The sequence below is a fragment of the Lysobacterales bacterium genome (assembly GCA_016721845.1).
Classification (GTDB): domain Bacteria; phylum Pseudomonadota; class Gammaproteobacteria; order Xanthomonadales; family Ahniellaceae; genus JADKHK01.
The window spans coordinates 746,947-764,236 of sequence record JADKHK010000013.1 but is presented as its reverse complement, the minus strand read 5'-3'; the positions used below and the strand labels follow the sequence as shown (position 1 = coordinate 764,236).

Below are 17,290 nucleotides of genomic sequence, written 5' to 3'. Positions count from 1 at the left end.
CCTTAGGCCGCGCCGGCCAGCTTGGCCGCTTCCGCGAGATCGACCGAGACCAGTCGTGACACGCCCGGCTCGCGCATGGTCACGCCGCACAGCTGGTTCGCGGCCTCCATGGTCGCCTTGTTGTGGGTCACGAACAGGAACTGCACACGCTCGCTCATTTCGGCGACCATGTTGCAGAAGCGGCCGACATTGGCTTCATCGAGTGGCGCATCGACCTCGTCGAGCAGGCAGAACGGCGCCGGATTCAGGCGGAAGATCGAAAACACCAGTGCGACCGCAGTCAGCGCCTTCTCGCCGCCGGACAACAGCGAGATCGAGGTGACGCGCTTGCCGGGTGGGCGCGCCATGATCGAGACACCGGTGTCGAGCAAGTCTTCGCCAGTCAATTCCAGATACGCATGGCCGCCGCCGAACAGGCGCGGGAAAAGCTCCTGCAATCCGGTATTGACCTTGTCGAAGGTCTCCTTGAAGCGCGTGCGGGTTTCGCGGTCGATCTTCTTGATCGCGCCCTCCAGGGTTTCCAGTGCCTGGATCAGGTCGGCATGCTGGGTGTCCAGATAGATCTTGCGCGTGGACTGTTCGGCATATTCCTGGATCGCCGCGAGGTTCACTGGTTCGAGGCGACGGATCTTCTGTTCGAGATCGGCCGATTTCGCTTCCCAATCGGTGATGTTCGCTTCCGGCGGCAATTCGGCCGCCACCGCATCGCTGGCGAAACCGGCGCCGGCAATGGCTTCGGCATGGCTGTCGGCGCGCATCCGCAGGCTTTGTTCCTCCAGCCGCACACCTGACAACTTCTCGCGCTCGATCGACAGCTCGCGCTCGACGCGATGGCGATCCTGCTCCAGCGCGCGGAAGCCGAGGTCACAGGCTTCCAGCGCCTTGCGCGCCTCGATCAACTGCTTGTCGACGAGCATGCGCTGATCGAGGTAGGTGCGGAGTTCGGCATCGAGCTGCGCGGTCGGGTCCGTTTGCGTCGCGATCTGGCTCGACAGCTCGGACTGGCGGGATTCCAGAGTCGACAGCTGCTGCTGCATGCGGCCAAGCGACTGTTCCAGCGACGCCAACGCGGCGCGCTTGGATTCCATGCGCAAGGCCAATTGATGCGCCTGGTCCGACGCTTCGCGTGCGCCGGCGCGGGCATCTTCGCGGCGTTCCAGGAACGTGCGACGTTCGCCATCGAGGCGGATCCGCAATTCTTCCTGATCACCCATCAGGGTCACCGCGGTATCGAGTCGACCGCGCGCTTCACGCGCATCGGCATCGACCTGTTCGACTCGCGCACGCAACTCGGTCAATTCGGCATCGATGCGCACGGTACGACTCTGCGCCGCTTCAAGCTTTCCGCGCTCGCTCTGGATCTGGCCGGCGATCTCGGACAATTGGCGGTGCGAGAAATACAGGTCGCGCTGGGCGTCGTCGCGCGCGCGCTCGGCATCGAAATTGGCCTGCTTCAGCGCATCCTGGCGCGAGATCAGCTCCTCGATCTGTGCTTCCAGCAACTGGTTGGCGTCACCGAGCACCTGCAGCTCGCGTTCGCGGGCCAACACACCGCTGCCCGCCTGACTACCCTTGGCCGCACGCAACCAATCGCGACCCAACCATTCGCCGTCACGGGTGATCACCGATTCGCTGGCCGTGAGACCAGCGGCGATGCGCTTGGCCGAGTCGAAGGATTCGGCCACCTGCACGTGATCGAGCAAGGCCATCGCGGCTGCCGGCCCTTGCACCCGCGCAGACAGGCGTTCACCGCTGCTGCTGATTCCCGGTTGCGCGGAAAGAATGCTGACCTGCCCGTCTTGCAGCGACGCCAACGCGTCGCCGAAGCCATGCGGTGCCTCACCGATCGCGGCGTCCAGCCATCCGGCAAGCACGGTCTCGACGGCTCGCTCCCAGCCTTCCTGCACTTTCAGCGCTTCGCCAAGGCGGCGCGCCCGACCCAATCCGACCGATTCGAACCACGCGGCGGCTGCATTCTTCTCCTGGCCCAGCGCGGCATGCTGCAGCGCCTCCAGCGACGCGAGACGGCCCTTGCCCGACTGCAACCGACTGCGCGACTCGTTCAACTGGTGCTGCAACTCGCGCGTCTGCTCCTGCACGGTCGACAGCGCCTGTTTGCGCTCGTCGAGCATCGCGGTCAGTTGCTCGACTTTTTCCTTCGTCTCTTCCTGGCGCATCAACAAGGCTTCGGCGCCCTCACTGAGCGAGGCGACATCCATCTTGCGACGCTCCTCCTCCAGCTGACCGAGCCGACTCGCCGTGTCCAGCGACTGCTTGTCGAGGAAGTTCAGACGGGTACGTTCGACGTCAGCGGCGCGGGCGGATTCGCCGCTGTCGCGGGCATAAGCGTCCCAGCGCAGCTGCCAGTCAATGATCGCGGCTTCGGCGGCGCGCAGTGCGTCCTGACGATTCTCGGCCTCGATCTGCAAGGTTTCGATCTGCGGTTCGGACTCGGCCAGCGACAAGCGCAGCAATTCGATCTGATCGCGGTCGCCGCGGATGTGCTCGGCGACTTCGCTCAAGGCCTGATCGGTCTCCTTCGCGGCACGCGCGAGACGCTCGGAGAGATCGCGGTTGTAGTTGATCTGCTGCTCGACCCGCGCGATCTCGCCGCCGACGCGATACAACTCGCCCTGCACGGCGTTGAAATGATCGGTCGCTTCGATCTGCTTGCCGCGCTCGTCTTCGAGTCGCGCTTCGATCGCGCGTTGCTCGGTGGTGAGCTGGTCGCTGCGCTGCTCGATCTGGCGCAGGGCCTGACCGCGCGCATCGAGCTCCCCCTGCAGGTTGCGCAGGTGCAATGCCTTCAACTCGGCATCGACGCGGGCGTGTTCTTCCTTGAGCTTCTGGTAACGCTCGGCCTGCTTGGCCTGGCGATTCAGGTGATCGAGCTGCTTGTCGACTTCCTGGCGCAAGTCGTTCAGGCGATCGAGGTTTTCGCGCGTCGACTTCATGCGCGATTCGGTTTCCTTGCGGCGCTCCTTGTACTTGGAGATGCCGGCCGCTTCCTCGAGGTGGGTGCGCAGGTCTTCCGGGCGCGCCTCGACAATCTGGCTGATCATGCCCTGCTCGATGATCGAGTAGCTGCGCGCACCGAGACCGGTACCGAGGAACACGTCGACGATGTCACGGCGACGGCAGCGGCCGTTGTTCAGAAAATAGTTCGACTGGCCGTCGCGGCTGACCTGGCGCTTGATCGAAATCTCGTTGAAGCCGGCGTATTCGCCCTGGATGGTGCCGTCGGAATTGTCGAAGATCAGCTCGACCTGCGCGCTGCCCACGGGCTTGCGCTGACCCGACCCGGAGAAGATCACGTCGGTGATCGCGTCGCCGCGCAAGCGGCTGGCTGCACTCTCGCCCATCACCCAGCGGATCGCGTCGATGATGTTGGATTTGCCGCACCCATTGGGACCGACGATGCCGGTCATGTTGGTCGGCAAATGCAGCGTCGTCGGATCAACGAAGGATTTGAAGCCGGAAAGTTTGATCGTCGATAGGCGCATCGTGCGTGTGTCGTGATGAATTCGTGAGCGTCGGATGACGGACAAACCGGGTTTGCGGCGCCTGGGTCGCTTCGCTACCTTTGCGCGCCTGACCAATCCGAGAGAACGACCGTGTCGACCAAACCGTCGAAAGCGCTGGAAACCTTTCCCAACCCACAGCCGGGCCGCGACTATACCATCCGGATGCGGATTCCCGAGTTCACCTGCGTCTGCCCGAAGACCGGCCAGCCCGACTTCGCGACCCTGCATCTCGACTACGTGCCCGAGAAAACCTGCGTCGAACTGAAGTCGCTCAAGCTGTACATGTGGAGCTACCGCGACGAAGGCGCCTTCCACGAAGCGGTGACCAACAAGATCCTCGACGACCTGGCCAAGGCGACCAAGCCGCGCTTCATGCGCCTGACCGCCGAGTGGTATGTGCGCGGCGGCATCTACACCACCGTCGTCGCCGAACACCGCGCCAAGGGCTGGAAACCGGCCACCAAGGTCGAATTGCCCTGATCAAGCCGCGGGCGCGCCAGACCTGATCGCGAGTGCGTGGATATCGGTGCTCATCAATTCGCCCAGCGCCGCGTAGATCGCGCGGTGCTGCGCCAGTGGCGACTGGCCACGGAATGCCGCGGCGCTGATGTGGACGGTGAAATGACCGCGACCGTCGCGCGCGCCCTCGTGTCCGGCATGCTTATGACTGTCGTCGATGACCTCGATCGACGCGGGACTGAACGCCGCGTCGAGGCGACGGCGAATTTCGGCAACACGTTGTTCGCGCGGCAGCATCAGGGCAGCACCTTCTTGAAGGGGCGGACTTCGACACGCTCATACACGCCGGCCGCGAGGTAGGGGTCCGCGTCGGCCCAGGCTTGCGCGTCAGACAGCGAGTCGAATTCGGCGATGATCAGGCTGCCGGTGAAACCGGCCGGACCCGGATCTTCGGCATCGATCGCCGGGCAAGGTCCGGCCACGCACAGACGGCCGGCGTCGAGCAGCAAGCGCAATCGATCGAGATGAGCCGGTCGCGCCGCGAGACGCGCGGGCAGGCTGCCGGGACGGTCGAATCCATGAATGAGGTACCACATCCGTTCAGTATCGGGGCCACGCGATGTCTGGACAAGCGCCGCGTACCCACGTAACCTGCCGCGTCATTGGAGCGATGCCTTTCTGGCTGAACCCTCCGAAGCCGCCCTGCGAGTGGCCCGTTGTTTCCCCAACCTTCCGACCGGCACCGCGCATCGCGGTCCCCTCGCGGGTTGCGGATGTCCCTCTTGATCGATCGATGCAGTGTGGCGCGCCTCGCGGTGCGAACGTCCTTGGCGCAGGCGCGAGCCGTAAGCGTTTCGACACCGGAATCCCTGGCACCCCAAGCCCATGAGCAGCGAAAGCGCTGAAACCCAATCGAACGTCGTGCTGTTCCCGGTGCCGCCGCAGCAGCAGGAAATGCCGCTGGCGACCATCAAGGGTCAGCCGATGCTGCAGATGCCGCAAGACCTGTACATCCCTCCGGACGCGCTCGAGGTCATCCTCGAAGCCTTCGAAGGCCCGCTCGACCTGCTGCTGTACCTGATCCGCCGCCAGAACCTCGACATTCTCGACATCCCGATCGCCGAGATCACGCGCCAGTACGTCGACTACATCGACCTGATGCAGGACATGCGCCTGGAACTGGCCGCCGACTATCTCGTGATGGCCGCGATCCTCGCCGAGATCAAGTCGCGGCTGCTGCTGCCGCGTCCCCCGGGCGCGGAAGGCATCGAGGACGATCCGCGCGCCGATCTGGTGCGCCGCCTGCAGGAATACGAGCGTTTCAAGAAGGCGGCGGAAGACATCGAAGCGCTGCCGCGCCAGGACCGCGACTTCTTCCCGGCCTCGGCCGACGTCGGCGAACGCACCGTGGTGAAAGTCCCGCCGCCGGTCGAATTGAAGGAACTGCTGCTGGCGTTGAAGGACGTGCTGAAGCGCGCCGACCTGTTCGGCCACCACAACATCAAGCGCGAAGCGCTTTCGGTGCGCCAGCGCATGACCGACGTGCTCGCGCAGCTCGAAGACCACGAATTCCACTTGTTCGAGTCGCTGTTCACGATCGAGGAAGGGAGGCTCGGCATCGTCGTGGCCTTCCTCGCCATCCTTGAACTGGCGAAGGAAAACCTGCTCGAAATCACCCAGAACGACGCCTTCGCGCAGATCTACGTGCGCTCCAGGACCGTCACCGCCGAAGTCGAGATCGAAGTCGAATCCTGATGTTCACGCCCACCATGGAAAACTTCCAGTTGAAACGCATCGTCGAAGCCGCCCTGCTCGCGGCGGGCCAGCCGATGGCACTGACGCAGATCAACGAACTGTTCGGCGAAGAGGAAATGCCGGGTGTCGACGCGATTGCCAACGCGCTCGCCGAACTGCAGGCCGATTGCGCCGACCGCGGCGTCGAACTGGTCGAAGTCGCCAGCGGCTGGCGCTACCAGATCCGCAAGGACACCCAGCCCTGGGTATCGCGCCTGTGGTCGGAACGTCAGACCAAATACTCGCGTGCGCTGCTGGAAACACTGGCGCTGATTGCCTATCGCCAACCCATCACGCGCGCCGAGATCGAGCAGATCCGCGGCGTCGCGGTGTCGACCAACATGGTCAAGACGCTGGAGGAACGCGAGTGGATCCGCGTCGTCGGCCACCGCGACGTACCCGGCCGTCCGGCCCTGTTCGGCACCACCAAGCATTTCCTCGACTACTTCAATCTTAAAAGCCTCGACCAGCTGCCGCCGCTGGCCGAATTGCGCGACCTCAGCGACATCGAGCCGCAGCTCGCGCTGGATCCCGACACCCTCGGTCCGCCGCCGGGCTCGACCGATGACGGCGACGAATCCGACAACATCGAAGACCGCTATGTCGAACGCCAGACCGCAGCCGAATCCAGCGATATCGAAGACCTGACCACGCCGACCGAACACGCAGCCGGCATCGAATCCGCCACCACGCCGAGCGAAGACCGCAGCGGCGATGACCTCGACGCGCCCGATGGCGACGTCGCCCAACCCGAATTCAACGAGCACTGAAGCATGAGCAACGAAGAAACTCCCCGCCGCGTCCTGTCCCTGAAGCGTGAAACCCGCGATGGCGCGCCCATTGTCGAGGAGCGCCTGCAGAAGGTGATGGCGCAGGCCGGCATCGGCTCGCGCCGTGCCATCGAGGAGCGCATCGGCGCCGGCGAGATCAAGGTCAATGGCAACGTCGCGGAAATCGGCGGCAGCATCCGCAACGGCGACCGCGTCGAGATCGACGGCAAGGCGTTCATCGCCATGCCGACGCCGGCCGAGGAAGTGCAGCTGCTGATGTATCACAAGCCGGAAGGCGAACTGACCACGACCGACGATCCGGATGGCCGCCGCACCGTGTTCGAACGATTGCCGAAGCTGAAGGGCGCGCGCTGGATCGCGATCGGCCGGCTCGACATGAACACCACCGGCCTGCTGCTGCTGACGACCGATGGCGAGCTTGCCAACGCGATGATGCATCCCTCGCGCGAAGTCGAGCGCGAATATGTCTGCCGCATCCACGGCACGGTCACCGACGAGATCATCGAGCGACTGAAGAACGGCGTCCAGCTCGAAGATGGCTCGGCGCAGTTCGATGAAATCCACACCATTTCCTTGGGCGAAACGCACAGCTGGTTCCGGGTGACGCTGCGCGAAGGTCGCAATCGCGAAGTGCGCCGCATGTGGGAAGCGGTGGGCATGCTGGTCAGCCGCCTGAAGCGCATCCGTTACGGCACGATCGAGCTGCCGCGACAGCTGCGTCGCGGTCATTACCAGGCGCTGCCGATGGACGAGATCGTGGCGCTGCGCAAGGAGCTCGGTCTCGGCGACGTGCCCGATACGCTGACGCTGCAGGCCGTACTCGGCGTGCGTCGCGCGCAGAAGACGGTCAACGAATTCCGCCCTTCCGGCAAGGCCGAGGGCTGGAGCGGGCAGCAGGACGAAGGTCGCGAATTGCGTGCCTTCGACCGCGTCTCCGACGATGGCTTCCGTCGTGATCGCAAGCCCGGTTCGGGTGCGCGCCGCGGCAAGCCCGGTGGCAAACCGGGCGGCGGCGGATTCAAGCCCGGCGGCCCGCGTCCTGCGGGCGGCAAGCCCGGTGGCTTCAAGGGCAAGCCGCGCCGCGATGCCGGCCCCGGCACCGGTGCGCGCGGCGGTCCGGAGCGCGGCAATTCGTTCGGCGGCGAACAACGGGCGTCGCACGATGATGACAACCGTGGCAATCGGATCGATGCGCGCCCGGCCCGCCCCTCCGGGAATTTCGCCCCAGGTGGCAGCGCTGGAGCCGGCAAGCCGCGCCGCGAGGGTGGTGGCGGCAAACGTGGCCCGGCCACCTTCACCGGCCCGATGGACTCGCATAGCTTCATGGACAATCCGCGCCCGCAAGGTCGCGGTCCAGGGGGTCCCGGCGCCCGTCCGGGCGCCGGTCCGCGTCCTGGCGGCGGTGGACGACCAGGCGGTGCACGCCCCGGCGGCGGAAAACCGAACCGTGGTGGTCCGCCGCGCGGACCGCGCTGAAAAAACTTTCACGGGCGCGTGTCGTGATCGCGCCCAAAACATCGCTTGCTCCGAAGTCCATCCTGTCCGGAGTTGTCGATGCCCTGCCCGCGCACCCCCACGTTTCACACCCTGGCGTTGATGCTGGCGGTGCTCGCCAGCGCCGCGAGCGCGGATACCCGAACCTGGCCCGGCAGTACCCCCTGCAACGCCAGTCTGCAGACCTGCGTCAACGCGGCCAGTCAGGGCGATCGGATCGAGATCGCGACGGACACGCCGATCGCCGAGACGGTGATCACCTCCAACCGCAACATCAGCGTCGTCGCGGCCACCGGCTTCCATCCCCGCTTCGCGGCTGGCCACAACCTCGGCATCAGTTCATCGCTGTCGAACGGCGGCCCCGCGTTCATGCAAGTCGAGGTGGCGGGCCTTGCGTTCGACGGCGGCTGCCTGGGCTACACCTCCGATGTGCCCGGCATCGTCGAGTTCCACGACCTCGACATCACCATGCCGGCCAACGGCTGCGGTACGGGCATTGCCATCACCCTCAACGCGTCGCCGGGCAACGCGCTGAACACCGCGCTTTACATCGAGCGGGCGCGCGTCTCGACCTCGCTCTCGGCCATTGCCGGCATCAACATCCAGTCGGCCCGCGACACCTTCGCCACGCTGACCGACAATCTGGTCGATTCGCAACCGGGCACGCCGTCCACTGGTCCGATCGCGTTTCGGCGCGGCATCTCGATCAGCCATACCGTGGGACAGGGCACTTACTACCTCTGGCGCAACCGGGTCACCGACCATCGCGACCCGTCGATCGCCGCGGCGCGCTTGCGCACCGGCCTGTTCGCAGCAGTCGACGGCACCGGCGTCATGCATCTGCGCATCGCCGACAGTGCGTTCCGCACCGGCACGACCTCGGGCGACTATGGCGTGCAGATCAATGCATTCGGCGGCAGCGTGTTCGCCGAGGCGTATCACAACACGGTCATTACCGACGGCGGCGGTGGCATCGCGATGCTTCGCCAGTCCGCCAATCCCTTGCCGATGAGCCTCGACACCTACAACAACCTGCTGGCGACCAGCAGCAGTCGGGTGGCGATCCTGGCCGATCCACCCGAAGGCATCGCCGTCTTCAACGACTACAACCTGTTGTCCGGCAGCAGCGGCGATACCGGCATCGGCCCGCACTCGCAGATCGGCGCAGCCGGTTTCGCTTCACCGACTGATTGGCATCTGGCGCCGAATTCGGCGGCACGCGACACCGGCAATCTCGGCGTGCGTCACCCGGGCCTGCCTGACCTCGACGGCGACGGGTTGCGACGGGTGCGCGGACCCTCGGTCGACATCGGTGCCTTCGAATACGGCGACGCCAGTTTCTCGCACGCGAATCCGCAGACCCAGACTTTGTCGACGGTGCAGCGTGCCTCGCTCAACGAACATCCTGAGGCGCTGCTCCACATCACTCGGTCCGATGGCGGTGGCGGACTGTTGTTCTTTCCGAATGCACGCCCGATGTCGCAGTCCTACGACGAACTGGCGCAACGCTGGAACTTGCGCAGCGATGACGGGCTGTCGCTCGGTCTCGGCACCGTCTACGCGCTGTTCCAGCCCGAACGCAACGGCAACGCCGGCACCCATGTCGCGGCAGCGAGCACGATGCTTGGCGGCACCAGCCTGTTGCCCGAACCGTGGGCCTCGCTGTCGGGCAATTCCCTGTTCTTCGTCAGCGCCACGCGCGGCGCCAGTCTCAGCAACGTCGCAAACCCGCACCCGTTTGCCGCGATCTACACCGGCGACGCCTGGCGCATCGCGAACAGCGACGGCAGCATCGTGCCGACCGGCAGCGCCTACGTCGTCTACGCCCAGGAGCGAAGCCGCAATGCCTACGTCCACAGCGTTCGGTTCGACAACACGCCCTCGCCCACCGTCAGCTACCTCGATCATCCGGACCTCAACGGCCATCGCTGCGCCCCGCCACACGTCGCAATCAACGGCAACGGCCAGATGCCGACGCCGCAGGTCACGGTGCGCTACGACGGCGAACTCGAACGCTGGTACCTGCTCGATGAAACCCCGGGCACGCAGTTCGAGTTCGGCAACCGGTACAACATCCTGGTTGATCCGCGCCTGGGGCAGGACGGATGCACCGGCACGCTCTTCAACGACGGCTTCGAGTAGCCTTTGCGATGACCGGCCGGCTTGCCATGATCGACACCGGGACGCGCATCGCCTGGGGCGCATCGGTTCCATCAAGGAGTCATTCGCCGATGCCCAACACGGTCAGCGCCACCCCAAATGCCCTCGGCATCGACGACGCCTTCGTGCGCTTGTATGCCGAACTCAAGCGCATCGCCCGGGCACAGCGGCGGCGACGCGGCGATACTCTGAACACCACGGCCCTGGTCCACGATCTCTATCTGTCGATGGCCGCGCGCCGGGAGTTCGACCTGGGCGACCCGGCGCGGCTCTATGCCTACGCCGCCAAGGCCATGCGCCATCTCCTGATCGATCGTGCCCGCGCCCGCGCCCGCCTGAAGTCCGGCGGCGACCTGATCGCGATCGAACTGCCGGGCGACGGCCAGGGACTGCTCGATCCGCTGATCGCGCATCCCGAGCGCGCCTTCGAACTCGACAGCGCACTCTCCGCACTGGCCCATGAAGACGCACGCGCGGCGGAGGTCGTCGAGCTCTATCTGTTCGGTGGCTTGAGCATCGAGCGCATCGCCGAGTTGCATGCGCTGTCTTCGCGCACGATCGACCGCGACTGGCGCTTTGCACGCGCCTTCCTGCAGCGTGCGCTGTCGCCATGAACACGGTCCCGCCTCCCGGAGCCGGACTGCGCGCGTGGTTCGAGGCCGCGTCGGAGCAACCGACCCGGCTGCGCGCCAAATGGCTCGATGCGCATTGCCCCGATGCCGCACTGCGCACCCGCGTGCACGATCTGCTCGACGCCGGCCGAGGCGACGCGGACAACCTGCTGGAAGGCGTGCATCTGCATTTCGCCGACATCGAAGCCCACGCCGGCATGGGCAATGCCGACCACTGGCTCGGCAAGCGTATCGGACCTTACGTGCTCGAAAGCTGTATCGGCGAAGGCGGCATGTCGGTGGTCTATCGGGCCCGTGTCGATTCGGCGACCACGCCCAGGACCGTCGCAGTCAAGATCCTGCGTGTCGGCCTGCAGGCCGAGGACCGCCAGAAGGCATTTCGACGCGAACGCGAGGCCTTGTCCAAGCTCGACCACCCCAACATCGCGCGACTGATCGATGGCGGCATCATCGAGGGCACGCCCTACCTGGTGCTCGATTTCATCGACGGCATGCCGCTGAACACGCATGCGCGCACCCGAGCACTGGATCTGCGCGCGCGCCTCATGCTGTTCGAGACCATGTGCCGCGCCGTCGAGGCCGCGCACCGCTTGCTGATCGTGCATCGCGACCTGAAACCATCCAATGTGCTGGTGACCCCCGACGGACAGCTCAAGCTGGTCGATTTCGGCATCGCCAAGCTGCTCGACACCGACGAACCGGCCACGCGCACGACGCGCATCGCATTCACCCCGGACTACGCCGCGCCCGAACAGTTCCGCAATGACCCGGTCTCGACCGCCACCGATGTCTTCGCGCTCGGCGTGATCCTGCACGAACTGCTGACGGGTACGCGCCCCGAGCGCGGCTGGACGACGCGCCCCTCGGTGATCGTCGGCCGGATGGGCGATGATGACCTGCCGCCCGGCTTGGTCCTGCGTCGATTGCGCGCCGATCTCGCGGGCGATCTCGACAACGTGATCCTGAAAGCGATCGACCCCGATCCGGAACGCCGTTATGGCAGTGCCGGCGCGCTCGCCGATGACATCGGACGGTATCTTGCCGGACAGCCGGTGGCAGCGCATCCACCATCACGCTGGTATCGCACGCGCAAGTTCGTGCAGCGCCATCGCGGAGCGGTCAGCCTCACTGCGGCCCTGATGGTCGGTCTGGTCAGCAGCCTCGGCATGGCGGTGTACCAAGGTCGCGAAGCCGCAGCGCAGGCACGCGCCGCAACTGCGGCCTCGGCAACGGCACGCACCGAGGCCGCGCGTGCGAATGCGGTGCGCGACTATCTGCTGGGCATCTTCAAGGCGGCGCAGGCGCAGTTGCCCGAAGGTCAGCGGCCGACACCCCAGCAACTGGTGCAGGCCGCTGCGGCCAGGCTGGATGCAAGCAGCGAGCTCGACGACGCCACCCGCGCCGCATTGCACATCGCCTATGCCGACATCAGCAGCACGATGAGCGCGCATGCCGATGCCGAGCGCGCCTATGCACGCGCCGCCGACCTGCTCCAGACGCAACCGACGCAGCGACGCGACTGGCTCGCGACCAGCTTGCGCCGTGCCTACTCGCTGAGCAACGCCGGGCACAATGCCGAGGCGATCGCGCTGGCCGAGCCGCTGATGACCGAATTGCGCACCGTGGCCGATGCCCGCAGCGTCGCCGGCCTCGGCGACTGGGTCGATATCCTGATGTCGGCCGGGCGCTTCGACGAAGCAATCGCGAATGCCGATGAGTTGGCACGGCGATCGGCTGCACTGCCGGACGTCGATTCGGCGGAAGCGCGTTTCCGGTCGCTGCTGCCCGGCTGGGTGCGCGCGAGTGCCGGCCAGGGCAAGGCCGCGGAGGCGCCGCTCGAACGCGCGCTGGCGGCGTGGCGACGGTCACCCACGCCCAAGGATGCGGAGTTCGCGGGCGGCCTTGGCACCCTGTCGCTGGTGAAGTACCAGTTGGGGCGCATCGACGAGGCGCGTGCGCTGCTGGAGGAATCGCTGGCCCTGTCGCGCACAATCTTCAAGGCGCCCCATGAACGCCTGGGCGGACTGCTCGAAAGTCTGTCGGTGATCGAACTCGCCGATGGCGATCTCGCCGCCGCATCGGCGCACATCGCCGATGCGCGCGCGATGTACACCGCGCTGTTCGGTCCCGCACACCCGAAGGTGCTGTCGGCACGACTGACCGCCGCGACCATCGACTGGGAACGCGTCGGCATCGCGCACGCGATGGCCGAATATCGCGAGATCGCCGAGCTGTGCGCGACATCGAATCAGGACGCCAGCAATCCCGATTGCGCCCGGACCTGGCAAAACCTCAGCAATGCGCTGTTGCACGCAAAGCAGCCGGACGATGCGCTCACCGCCAACGCCCGCAGCCTGGACTTGCGCGCGCAACTGTTCGGTGAACAGCACGGCGAATACGCGATCGCACTGGCCGGTCGCGGTGCCATCCTGTCGACGCTGGGCCGCCATGTCGATGCCTTGTCGGCATTCGATCGCGCACTCGCGATCCAGCAGCACAACGGCACTGCCGAAAACATCAATGCCGCGACCATCCAGCGCAATCGTTCGGTGTCGCTGCGCCATTTGCAGCGCAACGCGGAAGCCCTGTCCGCCGTCGACGCGGCCGCCGCGATCTTCGAACGCCTTGCCGTCAAGGACGATGCCCGTCGCGCCGACATGCACGGCCTGCGTGCGCTGATCTACGCCGATGGCGGCCAGACCGAGCGCGCACGCAGCGAAGCGACGCGGGCGCTGCAGCTCGATCCGGTGCTCGCCAAGTGCAGCGATGCCGACCGGAGTCCGATTCGGGCGCTGGCGTCCGCACCGCGCTGAATCGCCGCGCCCGGAATCGCTACACTCGGCGCATCCCGGATGCAGGAGTGAGCCGATGCTGTGGAAGCGAGGTCGTCGAAGTGACAATGTGGTCGGAGCCGACTCTGGCGGTGGTCCGCGCATGCCCGGTGGCCGCGGCGGCATGGGCATTGGCGGCCTGTTGATCGTGGTCGTGGTGGCCCTGTTCCTCGGCAAGAATCCGGCCGAGCTGCTGAGCCTGCTCGGCGGCGGTGCCGGACCGACGACGCAGGGCGATGCGCCGGTCGATGCCGCGCCGCAGGCCCTGCCCGAAACCGAAGAAACCGACTTCGTCCGCGCCATCCTCGGCAGCACCGAAGACGTCTGGGCACAGGCCTTCGAAGGCGGCCGCTATCCGGCCCCGAAGCTGGTGATCTTCTCCGATGCGGTGTCCTCGGCCTGCGGCAATGCCACCTCGGCGGCCGGCCCCTTCTATTGCTCGGGCGACCAGCGCGTCTATCTCGATACCGCCTTCTTCGAGGACATGAAGCGCCAGCTCAATGCCCCCGGCGAATTCGCGCGGGCCTACGTGATCGCGCACGAAGTCGGCCATCACATCCAGAATGTCACCGGGGTCATGCAGCGCACCGCGCAGTTGCGCGCACGCGGCGAGGAAATGGAAGGCGCGAACGGCCTGAGCGTACGCCAGGAACTGCAGGCCGACTGTTATGCCGGGGTCTGGGCCAACCATGCGCAACGCCAACTGCAGTGGCTGGAATCCGGCGACATCGAATCCGCCCTCAACGCTGCCACCGCGATTGGCGACGATCGCCTGCAGCAGCAATCCCGCGGCCACGTCGTCCCGGACTCCTTCACCCACGGCACCTCGCAACAACGCGTGCGCTGGTTCCGCACCGGCATGGAATCCGGTGATGCGGCAAAATGCGACACGTTTGCGGTGGACGGCCTCTAGCGCGTCCGATTCGAGATCGGCGAGGGCCGGAATCGCTCCAGCCCTCGCGTTCGACATCAACCGCCCTGGATTACCCGCGCTTGCGCAACCACTGGTCGATGGCCGGCGGCACTTCGCGCTGCGCGCGACCGGACACGTAGATGCCGATGTGGCCACCCTTGAACGACAGTTCGGTGTAGTCCTTGGTGCTCGTGGCGCCTTTGAGTGCGCGTGAGGCGTTCGGCGGCACCAGGTGGTCCTGTTCGGCGAAGATGTTCAGGATAGGCAGCTTGATCGCTTTCAGATCAATGGCTTTCTCGCCGATCTTCAAGCCGCCTTTGAGCAGCTTGTTGCCTTGGTAGAAGTCCTTGATGAACTGGCGGAAGGCTTCGCCGGCCTGGTCGGGCGAGTCGAAGATCCACTTCTCCATGCGCAGGAAGTTTTCCATCTCGCCCGGGTTGTCGAGGATGTCGGTCATGCCGACATACTTCTGCTGCAGCAATCGATAGGGCTTCAGGGTCAGGTAGCACCAGTTCATCAGATCCGCCGGCACGTTGCCGAGGGTGTCGATGAACAGGTCCACGTCCATGCCCTGGGTCCAGTGGCTGAGCATGTTGTCCGGGGTCTGGAAATCGACCGGCGTGACCATCGTGATCAGGTTCTGCAGGGTCTCCGGATACAGGTTGGCGTAGCACAGGCTGAAGGCACCGCCCTGGCAGATGCCGAGCAGGTTGATCTTGTCGACGCCCGTATGCTTCGACACCGCCTTGACCGAGCGACGCAGGTAGCCATTGATGTAGTCGTCGAGCGTGACGTAGCGATCGGACGGGTCCGGGTAGCCCCAGTCAATCAGATACACGTCATGGCCGGCGGCGAGCAGGCTCTTCACGATCGAGCGGTCGTCCTGCAGGTCGACCATGTACGGGCGGTTGACCAGCGCGTAGGCGATCAGCAGCGGCGTCTTGTGGGTGACCTTGTGCGCGCTCTTGAAGCGATAGACGACGAGCTTGTCTTCCTTGTAGATCGCCTCCTTGTCACTGGCGCCGTAATGCACGTCCGGAACATTTTTCAATACATTCATGCCTTTGGCGAGCTTTTCTCCAAAGCGTGAGAGCTCGGCGGCGACCTTGTTCGGTTCGAGTTGGATCGGACCCATGATGCTTCAGCTCCCTGATCAGCGCGAACGGCGGGCAGCAGCTTTCTTCGCCGGTGCCTTGCTCGGAGTGGACTTGGACTTCACGACGGTCGGCTTCGCAGCCTTGGGCGCGGACGTAGCGGCTTCGAGCGCGTCCAGGCGTTCCTGCAACGCGCGCATCTCGCGCCGCAGTTCCTGCATGCGGCGTGCGGTCGAATCGACTTCGGTACGGGTCGGCATGCCGAACTGGCCGGTGAAGCGTTCGACTTCGGTCTGCACGAGCTTGCGTACGGTCATCTGCTGGTTGACCAGGTTGCCGTAGGCGGTTCGGAATTCGGGACTGAGCGACACCTCGGCATAGCCCTCCTCCGCCGCGTCGACCCACAGGTCGTACACCTCGCGCAGGGTTTCCAGCTTGCGGCCCTGTTCTTCTCGCGCTGCGAGCAGGGACTCGAACTTGCCGAGCGCGCCCTTGCTGGCTTCGAGCATCAGGCGGTTGTAGGCGCCCATCGCGTCCTGATAGCGCAGCCACGCGGCGGTCAACTTCTGCTGGCGTTCCTGTGTTTCGCGGTTGTAGCCGAAGGCCGGCAGGCCGAGCAGGCCCTGCACCTCGCCCTTCGCCCAGTCGGCCGGATTCGGCCAGCCGCTGAAGAACTGTTCGAAGCCGCGCGCACCGTCGCCGGTCATCGTCGCGAACAGGTCATGGAGCGGATTCTTCATCTCGCCCATCGGACCGAGCGCACCCTGGAACAGCTTCACCCAGCCGCTCGCGTCCTTCGGGAACTGAGCGCCATGCGCGAGCTGGCCGGAGAACTTCTCGACCCAGTCCAGATACTGCTTGGTGCCGCTGACGAAGCGTTCGGTCGCGGCATCGGTGCCGTCGCCGAGCTTGCCGCCGAACAGATCACCGAAAGCCTTGGTGCCATCGCGCCAATCACCCTGCACGAACTTGCCCGCGCCTTCCGAGACCGCATTCCACCACTGCTGGTGCAACGCTTCCCAGTCCTTGAACACACCCGAACCGGCTTTCGCCATGACCTGTCCTCCCGAATGGAAACGCGATGCTAGCCCTGCGCATGTTGCAGCGCAACATCAGATCGATCTCGCGCCAACCCCCACCGCCCCAGAATCCGGTAGTCCGGGTTGCGGACGATGCTGTGCACCAGCACGAATTCGTGGACGGTCCAGACGATCGGGTCGATGGGCTGTTCGGGGTAGCCATCGCGGCTGTAGATCCAGGTCACGTGCGGCACGAAGGAATGATCCAGTTCCTTGCCGAAGCCCTCGACCACCAGCTCACGGCGCAAGGTCAACCACAAGGCCTTCATCGCCCCCGCCGACACCGCCCCCCCCCCCCGCCGGGCCCCCCCCCCCCCCCCCCGGAGGCCCCCCCCCCCCCCCCCCCCCCCCCCCGGCCCCCCCCCGCCCTCCCCCCCCCGCCCCCCCCGCCCCCGGCCCCCCCCCGGCCCCGGCGTCGTTGTCGCCGAGGAAGTTCAGCGTGGCGTGATAGCGCGACTTCAGGATCGGTTTGCCTTGCATCCGATGTGCCGATTGCAGCCCTGCCGCGACCTCGGCAAT

The 17,290-nt window shown here is 65.7% G+C and carries 14 protein-coding genes; 8 read left to right on the top strand and 6 right to left on the bottom strand.

Features of this window, described 5'->3' with window-relative positions:
* Nucleotides 1-2 precede the first annotated feature (2 nt).
* A complete protein-coding gene (gene smc / locus IPP28_10790; GenBank protein ID MBL0041505.1) occupies nt 3-3,503 on the bottom strand; it encodes a chromosome segregation protein SMC in 3,501 nt (1,166 codons plus the stop codon).
* A gap of 111 nt (nt 3,504-3,614) precedes the next feature.
* Between smc and queF the strand changes: the two genes are divergently transcribed.
* A complete protein-coding gene (queF, locus tag IPP28_10785) occupies nt 3,615-4,004 on the top strand; it encodes an NADPH-dependent 7-cyano-7-deazaguanine reductase QueF (protein MBL0041504.1) in 390 nt (129 codons plus the stop codon).
* Here queF and IPP28_10780 read toward each other — a convergent pair whose 3' ends face one another.
* On the bottom strand, nt 4,005-4,280 hold the full coding sequence (locus IPP28_10780; GenBank protein ID MBL0041503.1) for a BolA family transcriptional regulator: 276 nt from the start codon (nt 4,278-4,280) through the stop codon (nt 4,005-4,007).
* Complete coding sequence (locus IPP28_10775; GenBank protein MBL0041502.1) at nt 4,280-4,579, bottom strand: YciI family protein; 300 nt, start codon at nt 4,577-4,579, stop codon at nt 4,280-4,282. Before IPP28_10775 ends, IPP28_10780 begins: the two co-directional genes overlap by 1 nt.
* Before the next feature lie 289 nt (nt 4,580-4,868).
* On the opposite strand from IPP28_10775, the gene IPP28_10770 reads away from it, so the two are divergent.
* The 7 genes from IPP28_10770 to IPP28_10740 all read left to right on the top strand — a co-directional run bounded on the left by IPP28_10770 (nt 4,869) and on the right by IPP28_10740 (nt 14,598).
* Nucleotides 4,869-5,738 carry a segregation/condensation protein A gene (locus IPP28_10770; protein ID MBL0041501.1) on the top strand — a complete coding sequence of 290 codons (870 nt, stop codon included), beginning with the start codon at nt 4,869-4,871 and terminating at the stop codon, nt 5,736-5,738.
* Nucleotides 5,739-5,752: 14 nt separating this feature from the next.
* Nucleotides 5,753-6,547 carry an SMC-Scp complex subunit ScpB gene (gene scpB / locus IPP28_10765; GenBank protein ID MBL0041500.1) on the top strand — a complete coding sequence of 265 codons (795 nt, stop codon included), beginning with the start codon at nt 5,753-5,755 and terminating at the stop codon, nt 6,545-6,547.
* 3 nt (nt 6,548-6,550) lie between these two features.
* On the top strand, nt 6,551-8,044 hold the full coding sequence (locus tag IPP28_10760) for a pseudouridine synthase (protein ID MBL0041499.1): 1,494 nt from the start codon (nt 6,551-6,553) through the stop codon (nt 8,042-8,044).
* A 78-nt stretch (nt 8,045-8,122) separates the two neighbouring features.
* A complete protein-coding gene (locus IPP28_10755) occupies nt 8,123-10,204 on the top strand; it encodes a hypothetical protein (protein MBL0041498.1) in 2,082 nt (693 codons plus the stop codon).
* 89 nt (nt 10,205-10,293) lie between these two features.
* Nucleotides 10,294-10,836, top strand: a complete 543-nt coding sequence (locus IPP28_10750) for a sigma-70 family RNA polymerase sigma factor (GenBank protein MBL0041497.1) — start codon at nt 10,294-10,296, stop codon at nt 10,834-10,836.
* Nucleotides 10,833-13,667, top strand: a complete 2,835-nt coding sequence (locus tag IPP28_10745) for a protein kinase (protein ID MBL0041496.1) — start codon at nt 10,833-10,835, stop codon at nt 13,665-13,667. The genes IPP28_10750 and IPP28_10745 overlap by 4 nt, the downstream gene beginning before the upstream one ends.
* 55 nt (nt 13,668-13,722) lie before the next feature.
* Entirely contained in the window at nt 13,723-14,598 is an 876-nt protein-coding gene (locus IPP28_10740) for a neutral zinc metallopeptidase (protein ID MBL0041495.1), read from the top strand.
* A gap of 70 nt (nt 14,599-14,668) precedes the next feature.
* On the opposite strand, the gene phaC is transcribed toward IPP28_10740, so the two are convergent.
* The 3 genes from phaC to IPP28_10725 are packed head-to-tail and all read right to left on the bottom strand — an operon-like array spanning nt 14,669 to nt 17,040.
* Nucleotides 14,669-15,736: a class III poly(R)-hydroxyalkanoic acid synthase subunit PhaC gene (gene phaC, locus IPP28_10735; protein ID MBL0041494.1), complete on the bottom strand. Its 1,068-nt coding sequence runs from the start codon at nt 15,734-15,736 to the stop codon at nt 14,669-14,671.
* A 15-nt stretch (nt 15,737-15,751) separates the two neighbouring features.
* Nucleotides 15,752-16,747 carry a class III poly(R)-hydroxyalkanoic acid synthase subunit PhaE gene (gene phaE, locus IPP28_10730; protein MBL0041493.1) on the bottom strand — a complete coding sequence of 332 codons (996 nt, stop codon included), beginning with the start codon at nt 16,745-16,747 and terminating at the stop codon, nt 15,752-15,754.
* A 29-nt stretch (nt 16,748-16,776) separates the two neighbouring features.
* Nucleotides 16,777-17,040, bottom strand: coding sequence for a hypothetical protein (locus IPP28_10725; protein MBL0041492.1), 264 nt, complete (start codon nt 17,038-17,040; stop codon nt 16,777-16,779).
* Nucleotides 17,041-17,290: the final 250 nt, after the last annotated feature.